This is a genomic window from Chryseobacterium artocarpi (assembly GCF_001684975.1).
In the GTDB taxonomy this organism is placed as follows: Bacteria; Bacteroidota; Bacteroidia; order Flavobacteriales; family Weeksellaceae; genus Chryseobacterium; species Chryseobacterium artocarpi.
This window is the reverse complement of the sequence record NZ_MAYH01000034.1, coordinates 506,143-521,207: the sequence shown is the minus strand read 5'-3', so window position 1 is coordinate 521,207 and position 15,065 is coordinate 506,143. Positions and strand designations below refer to the sequence as shown.

Sequence of the window (15,065 nt, the reverse complement as noted above, 5' to 3'; positions counted from 1 at the left end):
AAGAAAAAAAATAATGAACAGAATTGCAGTGCTGTGTCTTGCCGTTTCCTCATTCATGGCAGCACAACAGCAAATGTCTCTTTTGGATTGCGAAGAAGCTTTTCAGAAGAACAATCTTCAGCTGCTCGCCGAACAATATAATATTAATATGGCAGACGCAGATGTAATGCAGGCTAAAATCTGGGAGCTTCCTCAACTGAGTGGGCAGTTCAATGCTTACAATCCTCAGGATAAGAAATTCTTTGATGTAGGACATTCAAAAGGAGCTGGAATTACCCAATTGATTTACATGGGAGGTAAAAAGAAAAATGAAATAGCCTTTGCTAAATCTAATAAAGAATTGGCGCAACTTCAGTTTTCACAGCTTCTGGTTGATCTGAGAGCACAGCTTCGTACTACATACTTCAATCTTTATTACGAAAAACTAAAACTGGAGAACACAGATAAGCAATTAGGGTATATGAATGACCTTTTAAGTGCTTATCGGGTGCAGTCGGCAAAAGGAAATGTATCTCTTAAAGATGCTGTGAGACTTCAGAGTCTGGTGATTCAATTGAACCATGATAAGCTTGAGATCAATAAAAACATTCTGGAATTTGAACAGACCTTAAAGGTTTTGACAGGGCTATCAGAAGATATTGAGCCTGTAATGTCGGAGTCTGAAGCTAAGGAAGCACTTGCTGCACAACCTTTCGGAGATGAAGAAGAACTTAAAGCCAAAGCATTGGAAAATAACGCAGATTATCGGTTTAATTTAAAGCTTGTTGATAACAGTAAGTTATATGCGCAATGGCAAAAATCTCTTAATGTACCGGATTTAAATGTAGGAGCTGCATGGGATCAGGCTGGAGGAACTTTTAATAATGAAGCCAATTTAACACTGGGAATTCCTTTGCCGTTGTGGAGAGCTAATCAAGGGAATGTAGAGAAAGCGAATTTTGCAATTCAGCAGAACCAAAAAAAAGTAGAATTTCAAAAAATAACCCTTGAAACAAAAGTTCAGTCTGCTTATAAAACCTGGAAAGCACAATACGAGCAGCTTCTTGATATAAAAACAACAGACCTTCAGAACATGGATCTGGTGTATAACGGAATGATGACCAATTTCAGAAAGGGAAATGTAAACCTTATTGAATTTACAGATTTCATGGACAGCTACCGTGAAACTGCCCTTCAGATCTACGATATGAAAAACGAAATCATGCAGTCGGCAGAACAACTCAATCAACTAGTACAAACGAAAATCTTCTATTAAACAATGAAAAATTATATTATTCCTGTCTTGATGGCATTATCTCTAATTGCCTGTTCAAAAAAAGAGGAAGAAAAAAACAACCAAGCTAAAAAAGGGTTTGAATTGAGTAATACCATGCTAAGTTCTATTTCTCTGGCAAAAGTTGAAAGAAAGAATATAGAAGACGAGTATAGCTTTTACGGAAAAATTTCTGCAGACAAAAATAGTTATATCGATGTTTATCCATTGGTAGGAGGAAATGTAATGAGTGTGAATGTGGAGCTTGGTGATTATGTGAAAAAAGGGCAGGTACTGGCGACAATAAGAAGTACGGAGCTCGCAGAAATTCAAAAAGATGTAAGCGATGCAAAAACAGATATGGTGGTCGCTAAGAACAACCTTCGTGTTGCTAAAGAACTGTATGAGGGAAAACTGAATACCGAAAGAGATGTTCTGGAAGCCAAAAGTCAACTACAGAAAGCGGAAGATCAATTGCAGCGTGCTACAGCAGTAAGTACGGTTTATAATGTAAATAGAGGAAATATTTATAGTGTTGTAGCTCCAATCAGTGGATATATTGTTCAGAAAAGTATCAATAAAGATATGCAGCTTAGAAGTGATCGAAGTGAAAATATCTTTGATGTGGCAAATACCACGAATGTATGGGCTATCATGAACGTTAATGAATCAGATATAGATAAGATCAGCCTTGGTATGAAGGCGCAGGTTTCCACACTTTCTTATCCAGACAAAGTTTTCGATGGTAAAATTGACAAAATTTTTAAGATTATCGATCCGCAAACCAATGCAATGCAGGCTAGAGTAGTGCTGGATAATGCCAATGGCTTACTGATTCCTGATAGTAAAGCAACTATAAAAGTCTCAAGCCTGGAAAGTAATACAATGCTTACTGTTCCGTCTAAAGCTGTCATTTTTGATGATAACAAAAGTTTCGTTGTGATTTTTAAATCCAGAACAGATGTGAAGGTGAGAGAGATTAAAGTACTTAAGCAGGTAGGTGATGTTACTTATATTACTGATGGGCTTAAAGAAGGTGAAGAAGTGATTACTGATAATCAGTTGTTGATATACCGTTCTCTGAACAGCTAAAAATTGTATGATTTAAAATAAATTTTTTCAACGGCTTTTTTAGGTCATCAATGTATCTATCATGAATAAATTCATTAAAAATATAATCGCTTTTTCATTAAAGAATAAAGCATTTACCTTTATCTGGGTTGCTATTTTAGCCATTGCAGGTTTTATAAGTTTCAAGAATATGCCCATTGAAGCTTTTCCGGATGTAACCAATACCCAGATTGTAATCATTACCCAATGGAACGGGCGTAGTGCGGAAGAAGTAGAACGTTTTGTCACTACACCCATAGAATTGGCGATGAGCCCGGTTCAGAAGAAAACCAGTGTGAGAAGTACTACGATGTTTGGGCTTTCCATTGTGAAGATTCTGTTTGACGACGGGGTGGATGATACTTTTGCCAGAAATCAGGTCAATAACCAATTAAGAACCATTAGCCTTCCTGATGAGGTAGATCCTGAAGTACAGCCACCCTACGGGCCTACCGGAGAAATCTTCAGATATACGCTGGAGAGTAAAACAAAAGATTCACGTAAGCTGCTTACCTTACAAAATTGGGTGATAGACCGTGCTTTAAGAGGAGTTCCCGGAGTTGCTGATATCAACGTTTTTGGTGGACAGGATAAAGTATTCGAGTTAAGTATTGATCCCAGGGCTTTGGATAAATACAATCTTACACCACTTCAGGTCTATGATGCGGTTACGAAGAGTAATCTGAACGTAGGAGGAGATGTTATTGAAAAGAACGGACAAGCATATGTTGTAAGAGGGATAGGCTTAGTAAAATCTGTTACAGATATTGGAAATATTACCATTCAGAATGATAGCGGAAACCCTGTTCTTGTTAAAAATGTGGCAGAGGTTCATGAAAGTTCTATGCCTAGAGTAGGGCAGGCAGCTTTGAATAATCATGATGATACCGTAGAAGGAATTGTTGTGATGAGAAAAGGAGAAAATCCAAGAGAAGTTCTTGTAGGTGTAAAAGCAAAAATTAAAGAACTCAACGAGAAAATCCTTCCGAAGGATGTAAAAATGGTGACTTTCTATGACAGAGATAACCTGATGGATTTTACCACTCATACTGTAATGCACAACCTTATCGAAGGAATTGTATTGGTAACGGTAATTGTTTTGATTTTTATGGCAGACTGGAGAACAACATTGATTGTTTCCATCATCATACCTTTATCCTTACTATTTGCTTTCCTATGCTTAAAACTTGCAGGAATGAGCGCCAATCTTCTTTCCCTGGGAGCAGTAGACTTCGGGATTATCATTGATGGAGCCGTCGTCATGGTCGAAGGACTCTTTGTAATGCTCGACCATAAAGCCCATAAATATGGAATGGAGAAATTCAATAAACTGGCAAAAGGAGGTTGGATCAAGCAAACCGGAACCGGATTAGGGAAAGCCATCTTCTTTTCAAAGTTAATCATCATAACCTCTTTGATTCCGATCTTCTCATTCCAGAAAGTAGAAGGTAAAATGTTTTCACCGTTAGCATTTACATTAGGATTTGCATTGATAGGCGCTTTGATATTCACTTTAACACTGGTTCCTGTACTTTCTCATCTTCTTTTAAATAAAAATGTTAAAGAAAAGAACAATCCATTTGTGAATTTTTGGGATAGAATTGTATTGAAAGGATTCAATATTACATTCAAACACAAAAAATTAAGTATGATTATTGCTACTTCGTTTTTAGCCATTACTTTATTTTCAGGAAAGTTTCTAGGAACAGAATTCTTACCACAGTTGAATGAAGGTTCACTTTGGATTACTGCTGAAATGCCGATGAGCTCATCTCTAAAAGAATCATTGAAGACAGCCAACCTTCTTAAGAAAGATATTATGAGTTTCTCTGAAGTAACCGATGTTCTGGCACAAACCGGTAGAAGTAACGACGGAACAGACCCGAATGGATTTGGTTTTGTACAGTTTGCGGTGAACCTTAAGCCACGAGAAGAATGGAAAAGAAAAATAACCTACGATGAATTAATCAATGAAATAGATAATAAACTAAGAAATTATCAGGGAATTACTTTTAATTATTCTCAGCCTATTTCAGATAACGTAGCAGAAGCTGTAGCAGGATTTAAAGCAGAAAACGGGATCAAAATATACGGTGATAATCTGGAGACACTTGATAAATTGGCTCATGAGGTATTGGCAAAAATTAAAAATGTAGACGGAGTAAAAGATCCGGGTATCATTAAAAACATAGGTCAGCCCGAGGTAAGTGTAGTTTTGGATAGAGATAAAATGGCAGCTTACGGAGTAATGCCTGATGATGCACAATCTGTTTTGGAAATGGCATTTGGAGGAAAAACAGCTTCAGAAATGTTTGATGGCGAAAGAAAATTCCCGATCCGTCTTCGTTATTCCGAAGAATACAGAAAAAATGAAAATGATATTGCCTCATTGATGGTTCCTACTCAGGATGGTGCAAAAATCCCTTTAAAAGAGATTAGTACTATTGTTAAAGATAATGGAGCAGCCTTTATTTACAGAGATGATATTAAAAGATATATCGGTATAAAATTTTCTATTCGAGACAGAGACTTGGGAAGTACAATTGCCGATGCACAGAAAAAAGTAGAAACTATAGAATTTCCAGACGGTTATTCTGTTGGATGGACAGGGCAGTTTGAAAACCAGCAGCGTGCTTCACATAGGTTGGCTCAGGTAGTTCCTGTGAGTATTCTAATGATTTTCTTCCTTTTATTTATTCTTTTTGGAAATATGAAAGATTCACTTCTTGTACTGGCGAATGTCCCTTTCGCATTGATTGGCGGAATTATTGCGCTCCATGTTACAGGAATGAATTTCGGGATTTCTGCAGGAGTAGGAATGATAGCCCTTTTAGGAATCTGTATACAGAATGGAGTAATTCTCATCACAGAATTCCATCAGAATGTTAAAAACGGACTGGATATAGATAATGCTATATTAAGTGGAGTGAAATCAAGAACCAGACCGGTAATCATGACCGCTCTTATGGCATCTATAGGATTAATGCCGGCAGCTCTATCCACAGGAATCGGTTCTGAATCTCAAAAGCCATTAGCTATTGTAATTATTGGAGGACTTATTACGGCAACAGTACTAACTCTGCTTATTTTTCCAATTATTTTCTGGATCTTTAACATGACAAAAAGGCTAAGTACAGTCTCATAATCTTTCATTTTATATATTAATTGAGCCTGGAATATTCTGTATTTCAGGCTTTTTCATGAAAGGTCATATAAAAGGTCTAAGAAAGATTTTTTCAATCCGGAAAAATGTGTAAATTTGCAGTCTCAATGCATCGAAATATAAGGTTTGTCCTTCATCGGATGAGAATATTGAAAGTTTTTTGAATAAAAAGTTTTTGGTATTTAAAAATTCATTATATTTGCACACCGAAAATTTGAAAAACAATAAATAAATAATTTTAAATCATGGCAAAGGAAACGTTTAATCGTAACAAACCACACTTGAACATTGGTACTATTGGTCACGTTGACCATGGTAAAACTACTCTTACAGCTGCTATTTCTGCTGTATTAGCTAGCAAAGGTCTTGCTGAGAAAAAAGACTTCTCTTCAATTGACTCTGCTCCAGAAGAAAAAGAAAGAGGGATCACTATCAATACTGCTCACATCGAGTATGAAACTGTAAAAAGACACTATGCTCACGTTGACTGTCCAGGTCACGCCGACTATGTTAAGAACATGGTAACTGGTGCTGCTCAGATGGATGGAGCTATCGTAGTATGTGCTGCAACTGATGGTCCAATGCCTCAAACTAGAGAACATATCCTACTTTGCCGTCAGGTAAACGTACCTAAGATCGTTGTTTTCATGAACAAAGTTGACATGGTGGATGATCCAGAATTGTTAGAGCTTGTTGAAATGGAACTTAGAGATCTATTAGCTACTTATGACTTTGATGGAGATAACTCTCCAGTAATCCAAGGTTCAGCTCTTGGAGCACTTACTGCAGCTACTAACGGTGACTCAGAAGATAAGTGGTTCAAAACTGTTGAAGCTCTTATGGATGCAGTTGATGAGTGGATCGACGAGCCAGTAAGAGATACTGACAAGCCATTCTTGATGCCAATCGAAGACGTATTCTCTATTACAGGTAGAGGTACTGTAGCAACTGGTAGAATCGAGGCTGGTGTTATCAACACTGGAGATCCAGTTGATATCGTTGGTATGGGTGAAGAAAAATTAACTTCTACTATTACAGGAGTTGAGATGTTCAGAAAAATCCTAGACAGAGGTGAAGCTGGTGATAACGTAGGTCTATTGTTGAGAGGTATTGAAAAAACTGACATCAAGAGAGGTATGGTAATCGCTAAGAAAGACTCTGTGAAACCTCACAAGAAATTCAAAGCATCTGTTTATATCCTTTCTAAAGAAGAAGGTGGACGTCACACTCCATTCCACAACAAGTACCGTCCTCAGTTCTACGTAAGAACTACTGACGTTACAGGTGAGATCTTCTTACCAGAAGGTGTAGAAATGGTAATGCCTGGTGATAACTTAGAGATCACTGTAGAATTGTTACAACCAATCGCTCTTAACGAGGGTCTTAGATTCGCGATCAGAGAAGGTGGTAGAACAGTTGGTTCAGGTCAGGTTACTGAAATCTTAGACTAATCATCTTAAAATAAATTAAGCTTCCGAAAGGAAACTCTCGGAAGCTTTTTAACTACGGGCATCGTCCAATGGTAGGATACCGGTCTCCAAAACCGTTGATCAGGGTTCGAATCCTTGTGCCCGTGCAAATATAAATTATGAGTTCATTTGTCGATTTTTTAAAAGGTTCTTATAACGAATTCAGACATAAAGTTGAATGGCCGAAATGGGCTGACCTTCAGTCTTCTACAATTGTAGTGACTATTGCGACAGTGATCTTGGCTTTATTTACTTTTGGAGTTGATGAATTGTTTTCAAAAGCAATTAGCAACATCATTGGTATGCTAATCAACTTGTTCAATTAATTATAAAAGTATTTTCCCAAAATGAGCGAATTGAAATGGTATGTGCTGAAAGCTATCAGCGGACAGGAAAATAAAGTGAAAAACTATATTGAGACAGAAATCAAACGTTTAGGGTTTGAGCAGTACGTTACTCAAGTGGTTATTCCTATGGAAAAGGTAATCCAGATTAGAAACGGAAAAAAAGTTCCTAAAGAGAGACCTTACTATCCTGGATACTTGATGATTGAAGCTGAACTGATGGGAGAGATTCCTCACGTTATCAAAAACATCCCTGGTGTTATTTCTTTCTTAAGTTTAACTAAAGGTGGAGATCCTGTTCCAATGAGAAAATCAGAAGTGAACAGAATGCTTGGAAGAATGGATGAACTTTCAGAATTCGCAAGTGATGTTGAAATTCCTTATGTAGTAGGTGAAAACGTAAAAGTGATCGATGGTCCTTTCAACGGATTCAATGGTACAGTTGAAAAAATACTTGAAGATAAAAAGAAAATTGAAGTTTCTGTATTAATCTTCGGTAGAAAAACTCCAATGGAATTAAGCTACATGCAAGTAGAAAAAGTATAAAATCAATACTTTATAAAATATAAAAAGACTGCTATTTAAGCGGTCTTTTTTTGTTTATAAATTTTGTGTAATGCGATCAGTTTAATCAGTTCATTTGTTTTTTTAGAAATATTACTTATTACAAACATATAATTTCATGTATGTGATGTGAAAAATAGGTTGTAGGTATACAGCTTAGATTAGGTTATCATTCATTGATTTCTAATCATGTTCAAGCATATATATGAACAAAATTTAGTAAGATTCAAAAGTTTAATTTTCTATAATAATTAATTATTGAAAAAAAACAGATATATTTTTTAGTGTTTATTTAATTTTAAATAATTTTTTAAATATTTTTTTATTAAAAATTTAAAAACTAAACTAAAGTGTAGTGCCTATACAAAGGGATTAGATGATATTTATTAATCACATAGTTGAGATAAAATTATATTTTCCTTTATTCATGGACTTTCCTAGGCTTTCCTTTCCTATATATGGCATGCTTATTGCAACTTACTCGATAATTAACCCATAAAACTTTCTATTTTCTCATTTAGTACATGGCTCAGCACATGTACGGAACATTCTTGAGTTTTAAATTTAAACCATGGTGTTTTTAAGAGAAACGTTAAAAATTAAACACACTACACAATGACAAAAATTATTTCGACGATTCTTTTTATGAGTACAACAGTATTCATGAGTGCTCAAGTTGGTATTAATACTGAAAAACCGGAAAAGGAACTTACTGTTAATGGGACCATGAAAACGTCAGGAATGGTTTTCAAAAAGCCAATGGAAAAACTGGGTGCTAGCGAAAACTATACTTTCATTATCAAATCCCCGGTACCAGAGAATAAAATTACAGCATATAATGACTCTTTTGTTCCTAATTCACCGGCACCTATTAATATTATTCAGTTTAAGATTGCTTGTGATCCTTCAGATAAAGATTGGGTAAATGAATTTGATACCAAAATTAATTCTAAAAAATTTCTGGTCGTAATCTCTTCTTTCGGATTTACTCAACCAATAAGAACCAATACTGCAGATTGGGTTACTCCGGTACCTCAGATATTTGCTTATTCAACAGGGACAACCTGGAAATTAAAGGCAGATTATGAAGGTTTTTCTCCAGCATCTACATTGCCTACCGGAGAATGGACTCTGAACCTATTGGTTTATGATAGATCATATGCAAGAGAAGTTAATTCTACTCAAGATATGAAAGCTTCCACAACAGGTGCAGCAGCTGCTCCTTTAATTCAATAAAAAAACATAATATCATAATGAAAAAAATTACCGCATTATTCTTTGTGGCTGTTGCCTCTTTTGGCTTAAAAGCTCAGGTTGGAATTAATACAGCTAATCCAAAAGGAACTTTAGATGTTGAAGGTGAAACCTTAGTAGAATCTTATTTAGTGGATACTGAAAATACTACAGCAAAAGGAAATTATTTATTACTTACTCGTTCAAAAGACAGCTCACCAGTAGGAAAAGTTAAACTATTGGATATTACCCTTCGTAATGTAGCTCCGGTAAATATGTATACCGTTGTTTTGAAAAATGTAAAACAAGATGAAGTTGTCAATCTAAATACCGGATTGGATGCTGATAAATATGTAGTTGCTATTACAGGAGCTGTTTTTTCTGATGCCGTATCAGCTACTACTAATTCTACCTCAAGATTATATGGTGCATATTCTACTGAGGTAACAAAAGTACAGAAAGATGGAAAAACTTATCAGGCTATTAATTTAAGTTTTAAAGGAGCGGGTACAGTATCTGCACAAAACGGAACATGGACTCTTACCTTAAATGTATTTGAAAAATCATTGATAAAAGATTGGGGAACAGTTACTGGCTCAGTTTCAGCATCAGCATCACCTTCTTTTTCCGGAGTATCAACCAATACGCCTCTTGGGCTTCAATAATAAAACATGATAAGAAAAATTTATATTACAATGATGATAGGGTTGGGTGTATTTTTCAATGCCCAGACCGGTAGAGTAGGAATCAAAACAGATAAACCTACAGAAACACTTGATGTAAATGGTAAAACATATACTAATTCCTTATACCTTAGAAATCCTGGAGAACCTACGATGACTGGAGGAAGTTTTTTGGCTACATCAGAAAATGCATTACAAATTTATGATCCGAATTTAGAAAGCAGTGGATTATTCAATTATATTAAACTTACCCTTACGAATGTTTCAGGAGACGGTATTGCAGATTATGATACAAAAATAGATACGAATAATTTCCTGGTTGTGCTTCATAACTATTCTTTCAAACTTAATAATTGGAATACAAATGTGATGCTTGATTATGGTAATAATGGAGTGAATGATAATAAACAGGGGTCTCCTGATGTTGTAGCATTCAAAAGTAATGGAACCTGGCATATCAGAGCTAGATTTACAGACAGTAGAATTATTGCCAATACATCTGCAGGTCTGCAAAGAGATTATAACAATTTTACAGTGGATCTTTATCTGATGGTTTATAAAAGATTGATTACAAAACATAACATTAATGATATCAATGCAGATCTGAAAGGAACTGATGGATCAACACAAACTATTAATAAACCATCCGGTTTTTAAATAGGAAAACACAAAAACAAGTATAAAGGAAAAAGCCAGGCTATTGAAAAGTAGTCTGGCTTTTTAATGTAAATAATTGTCACGTCCTAAAATAGCGTTAGATAATTCAGGTAATGTTATGATTTTTTAATTTCACTTCTGAATACTAAACCATAGAGCTTATAAACTATTGAGCTTGAAAATGATTTTCAGAAAAAAAACATAAAACTTTTTAAAAATCAGCGTTATCCGTTTGTAGTTTCAAAAATATTTTATACTTTTGCAGTCCAAAAAGTAGGCTTATCATAGGTGAGTAAGATAACCTGCTGAATAATAAATGCTTCCAAACTCATTAATTATTCAAATTTAAAAAACAAACAATGGCTAAGAAAGTCTTTAAAATGGTAAAGCTTCAGGTGAAAGGTGGCGCAGCTAACCCTTCTCCACCAGTAGGTCCAGCATTGGGTTCTGCAGGTGTGAACATCATGGAGTTTTGTAAGCAATTTAACGGAAGAACCCAAGATAAGCCAGGGCAAGTTTTACCTGTAGTAATTACAGTATACGAAGACAAATCTTTTGAATTCGTTATTAAAACTCCACCTGCAGCGATCCAGTTAATGGATGCGGCTAAAATCAAGGGAGGTTCTGGTGAACCAAACAGAAACAAAGTAGGTTCTGTAACTTGGGAACAAGTAAAGAAAATCGCTGAAGATAAAATGGCGGATCTTAACTGTTTCACAATGGACTCTGCGGTTTCTATGGTTGCAGGTACTGCTAGATCTATGGGATTAAGAGTAACAGGAGCTAAACCAACTTTTAACGCTTAAAACTATTTAGAAATGGCAAAATTGACTAAAAAGCAAAAGGAAGCTTTAAGCAAAGTAGAAAAAGGAAGAATCTATAACCTTGAAGAAGGTTCAGCTCTTGTAAAAGAAGTGAACACTACAAAGTTTGATGCTTCAGTAGATATCGCTGTAAGATTAGGAGTAGACCCTAGAAAAGCAAACCAAATGGTAAGAGGTGTTGTATCTCTTCCTCACGGTACTGGTAAAGATGTTAAAGTTTTAGCTTTAGTAACTCCAGATAAAGAAGCAGAAGCTAAAGCTGCTGGTGCTGATTATGTAGGTCTTGACGAATATTTACAAAAAATTAAAGAAGGTTGGACAGATGTTGACGTTATCGTTACTATGCCAGCTGTAATGGGTAAATTAGGTCCATTAGGTAGAGTGTTAGGTCCAAGAGGTCTAATGCCAAACCCTAAATCAGGAACTGTAACAATGGAAATTGGTAAAGCAGTAACTGAAGTGAAAGCAGGTAAAATTGATTTCAAAGTAGACAAGTATGGTATCATCCACGCTGGTATTGGTAAAGTATCTTTCGATGCTGCTAAGATCAAAGAAAATGCGCAGGAATTGATCTCTACATTGATCAAAATGAAGCCAACTGCTGCTAAAGGAACTTATGTGAAGTCTATCTATTTGTCTTCTACAATGAGCCCAGGTATTGCAATTGATACTAAATCTGTTAACTAATAATAATCCTTAAGACAATGACAAAAGACCAAAAAGTTGTAGCAATACAAGAGATCAAAGATTTGCTTCAGGATGCAAAAGTAGTATACGTAGCAGATTTAGACGGTTTGAACGCTGGTAAATCTTCTGACTTCAGAAGACAGGCTTTCAAGCAAAATATCAAAGTAAAAGTTGTAAAAAATACACTTTTACAGAAAGCAATGGAACAAATTGAAGGAGTAGATTACTCTGAAATGTTCCCTACTTTCAAAGGAAACTCAGCGTTGATGATTGCTGATACAGCAAACGCTCCTGCTAAGTTAATCCAAGGATTCAGAAAGAAAGAAGAAAAGCCAGCTTTAAAGTCTGCTTTTGTTCAGGAAACTTTCTACTTAGGTGACAACAACCTAGACATGTTGGCTAACATCAAGTCTAGAGAAGAAATGATCGGTGAAATCATCGGATTACTTCAGTCTCCAATCCAAAGAGTTGTTTCTGCTCTTCAAAACAAACCTGAAACTGTAGAAGCTAAAGCTGAAGAAGTTGCTCCTGTAGTTGAAGAAACTCCTGCTGCTGAAGCTCCTGAAGCTGCTGCAGAAAGCACTGAAGAAACAAGTGCTGAATAATTATACTCAAAAAATTAAATAAATAATCAACAAAAACATTACAACAATGTCAGATTTAAAAAATTTAGCTGAAACGCTAGTAAACCTAACTGTAAAAGACGTAAACGAATTAGCTACTATCCTTAAGGATGAGTACGGAATTGAGCCAGCTGCTGCTGCTGTAGTTGTTGCTGCAGGTGGAGCAGGTGAAGCTGCTGAAGAAAAGACTGAATTCGACGTAATTCTTAAGTCTGCAGGTGCTTCTAAATTAGCTATCGTTAAATTAGTAAAAGATTTAACTGGTGCTGGTCTTAAAGAAGCTAAAGACATCGTAGACGGTGCTCCTGCTCCAATCAAAGAAGGAGTTTCTAAAGACGAAGCTGAAGCTCTTAAGAAGCAATTAGAAGAAGCTGGTGCTGAAGTAGAATTGAAGTAATTTCAATTTTATTATAAATATAAGAAGCCTGAGCAAAATGCTCAGGCTTTTTTTGTTTGTAATTTTTTAATGATAATTTATTTCTTAAATGTATTAATATATTATTGCACCTTATAATGTAATAATATATTTATTATTATTAATTAATCATTTATTCATTGTTTATTTTGTTTTTAATATTGTGTTTTTGTTTGAATCGATATGTTTTTGTTATTAAAATATTGTTTTGTTTGAAAAAATACTATATTTGTGATAGGAAAAAACACAACACAAATGGATAGAATTTATTTTTTTTCCTGTAGTAGCCTAGCACTCTTATTGCTAATGCTGACTATAGAGAAATTAAGCACTAAATTTTTGCTTGTTACAATATGCAGCTCAGAACTGCAATGCTATGCAGATGTACAAAATAATCTCACCCACTGTACCAATACCTCTTTAACAGACTCTAGAAATCTTTATCAGGGAATGAAAACTTTGAATGGTAAATATGACCAGCATAGAAGCTTTGCTAATATTTCCACTCATAAAATATCTAGTGAAACCAATATTCAGAATAACGTCCCTATTTCCGGTGATACAGAATCTGTCACATATGATCTAGATGATGCTAGATCGACACCCGATAAACAAGGATGGATATTTTTTATGGGTAGCTATTTTACAACAACCGTATTTAAAAAGATCAACAGGTTTAGTATGATTAATTTTAAACTGGTCGATGGCTTTAAATTAATCAATAAAATCCCTGATAAATCCTCGTTAGCCTTCTTAGCTTAACATCTTCTATATTTTTTACGAATCCCAAGTTGGGTTATGAATTTTTCTTTTCATTTATAATTTAAATGAAAAAAGGAGAGAATTATCTTGAAATAAAACACACACAAAAAAACAACAAATATCAACTAGTAATGAAAAACAAATTATTCACATTAACACTTTTGTCTTTTGGTCTTTCTTTAACCGCTCAAGTTGGGATCGGAACAAATGATCCTAAAACTACTCTTGATGTAGTGGGATCTCCATTAGATATTAACAAATTGGATGGTGTTATTGCACCAAGACTTACAGGAATACAGCTAAAAGCAAAGAATTATACAACTGCTCAGACAGGGGCAATTGTATATGTCACCGCAGCTGAATCATCGCCAACAGGTCAAACTGTAGATGTAGTGACTCCGGGATACTACTTTTTCAATGGTACAAAATGGGGGAATTTAAATGACAATTGGCGAACGGTGGGAAATGCCGGGACAACAGCGGCGGCGGTTTCTTTGGGTACAGATATTTCTACTGGAAATTATCTGGGAACAAGTGATGGACAGAATTTAGTGTTTGCTACCCAAAAGAATGTAAAAGGAATACTGGATGTTAATGGAACATTGCAAGGTGGAAACTCTAATAGTACAACAGGTTCTTTTGCTTCATTCACATGGGGTTCCAATAATGTTTTGACAAACAGTACATCATCCAATGTCGCATTAGGTAAAGATAATACAGTTTCTGCTCAAGGCAATTTTCCCGCAGTAGCTATCGGATTATCAAATAAGGCAAATAATGGTGCTAAAGTAATCGGTAATTCCAATACTGCAACTGGAGCCAATAATCTTGTGCTCGGAAACTCAAACATTGTGACAGGAATTACAGGTCTCACGGTTGGAAATAGCAACACGAATAATGGCGGAATTGTTATCGGAACAGGTAATACTGCTTCTACCAATAATATTGCTATTGGTACAGCAGGCAATGCTTCAGGAGTAGAAGCGATGACGGTTGGGTTTACAGGAACAGCATTAGCAGGACAAACAGTTTACGCTAATAAAGCGCATGTCTTTTTTAATAAAGGTAATACTACTAATGCTATTCTGGGAGTTAATATGATCCCTACGGCAGATACGGCTACAGGAGCGGCAATTCAGATCAAAGGAATCTCCAGCCCGTCTTCTTCATGTACAGCCGCAGATGAAGGAGCTATTCGCTATAATGTTACCGCTCATGTACATGAAGGTTGTAATGGGACATCATGGAAACCATTGTATTAATTGATAATAAACACAAA

The 15,065-nt window shown here is 35.5% G+C and carries 15 protein-coding genes and 1 tRNA gene; all 16 read left to right on the top strand.

Annotated features, from left to right (window positions below):
* Positions 1-13: 13 nt before the first annotated feature.
* The 16 genes from BBI01_RS13905 to BBI01_RS13830 all read left to right on the top strand — a co-directional run bounded on the left by BBI01_RS13905 (position 14) and on the right by BBI01_RS13830 (position 15,048).
* Entirely contained in the window at positions 14-1,255 is a 1,242-nt protein-coding gene (locus tag BBI01_RS13905) for a TolC family protein (RefSeq protein ID WP_083190108.1), read from the top strand.
* A 3-nt stretch (positions 1,256-1,258) separates the two neighbouring features.
* Positions 1,259-2,344, top strand: coding sequence for an efflux RND transporter periplasmic adaptor subunit (locus BBI01_RS13900; protein WP_065395258.1), 1,086 nt, complete (start codon positions 1,259-1,261; stop codon positions 2,342-2,344).
* 61 nt (positions 2,345-2,405) lie between these two features.
* On the top strand, positions 2,406-5,507 hold the full coding sequence (locus BBI01_RS13895) for an efflux RND transporter permease subunit (RefSeq protein ID WP_065395257.1): 3,102 nt from the start codon (positions 2,406-2,408) through the stop codon (positions 5,505-5,507).
* A gap of 263 nt (positions 5,508-5,770) precedes the next feature.
* A complete protein-coding gene (tuf, locus tag BBI01_RS13890; protein WP_045501120.1) occupies positions 5,771-6,976 on the top strand; it encodes an elongation factor Tu in 1,206 nt (401 codons plus the stop codon).
* 54 nt (positions 6,977-7,030) lie between these two features.
* Positions 7,031-7,101 (top strand) — tRNA-Trp (locus BBI01_RS13885).
* A 12-nt stretch (positions 7,102-7,113) separates the two neighbouring features.
* Entirely contained in the window at positions 7,114-7,320 is a 207-nt protein-coding gene (secE, locus tag BBI01_RS13880) for a preprotein translocase subunit SecE (protein WP_002976410.1), read from the top strand.
* 21 nt (positions 7,321-7,341) lie between these two features.
* Complete coding sequence (gene nusG, locus BBI01_RS13875) at positions 7,342-7,884, top strand: transcription termination/antitermination protein NusG (protein ID WP_065395256.1); 543 nt, start codon at positions 7,342-7,344, stop codon at positions 7,882-7,884.
* 633 nt (positions 7,885-8,517) lie between these two features.
* Entirely contained in the window at positions 8,518-9,138 is a 621-nt protein-coding gene (locus tag BBI01_RS13870; protein WP_065395255.1) for a hypothetical protein, read from the top strand.
* 17 nt (positions 9,139-9,155) lie between these two features.
* Positions 9,156-9,800, top strand: coding sequence for a hypothetical protein (locus tag BBI01_RS13865; RefSeq protein WP_065395254.1), 645 nt, complete (start codon positions 9,156-9,158; stop codon positions 9,798-9,800).
* A gap of 6 nt (positions 9,801-9,806) precedes the next feature.
* Positions 9,807-10,475, top strand: a complete 669-nt coding sequence (locus BBI01_RS13860; RefSeq protein WP_065395253.1) for a hypothetical protein — start codon at positions 9,807-9,809, stop codon at positions 10,473-10,475.
* A gap of 359 nt (positions 10,476-10,834) precedes the next feature.
* Positions 10,835-11,281, top strand: coding sequence for a 50S ribosomal protein L11 (gene rplK, locus BBI01_RS13855; protein ID WP_065395252.1), 447 nt, complete (start codon positions 10,835-10,837; stop codon positions 11,279-11,281).
* A 12-nt stretch (positions 11,282-11,293) separates the two neighbouring features.
* On the top strand, positions 11,294-11,986 hold the full coding sequence (gene rplA / locus BBI01_RS13850; RefSeq protein WP_047099699.1) for a 50S ribosomal protein L1: 693 nt from the start codon (positions 11,294-11,296) through the stop codon (positions 11,984-11,986).
* Positions 11,987-12,003: 17 nt separating this feature from the next.
* Positions 12,004-12,591, top strand: coding sequence for a 50S ribosomal protein L10 (gene rplJ / locus BBI01_RS13845; protein WP_065395251.1), 588 nt, complete (start codon positions 12,004-12,006; stop codon positions 12,589-12,591).
* Positions 12,592-12,637: 46 nt separating this feature from the next.
* On the top strand, positions 12,638-13,006 hold the full coding sequence (gene rplL, locus BBI01_RS13840; RefSeq protein WP_065395250.1) for a 50S ribosomal protein L7/L12: 369 nt from the start codon (positions 12,638-12,640) through the stop codon (positions 13,004-13,006).
* 357 nt (positions 13,007-13,363) lie between these two features.
* Positions 13,364-13,786 carry a hypothetical protein gene (locus BBI01_RS13835; protein WP_123862151.1) on the top strand — a complete coding sequence of 141 codons (423 nt, stop codon included), beginning with the start codon at positions 13,364-13,366 and terminating at the stop codon, positions 13,784-13,786.
* Positions 13,787-13,917: 131 nt separating this feature from the next.
* Complete coding sequence (locus BBI01_RS13830) at positions 13,918-15,048, top strand: phage tail-like protein (protein ID WP_123862150.1); 1,131 nt, start codon at positions 13,918-13,920, stop codon at positions 15,046-15,048.
* The last annotated feature ends 17 nt before the right edge of the window (positions 15,049-15,065 follow it).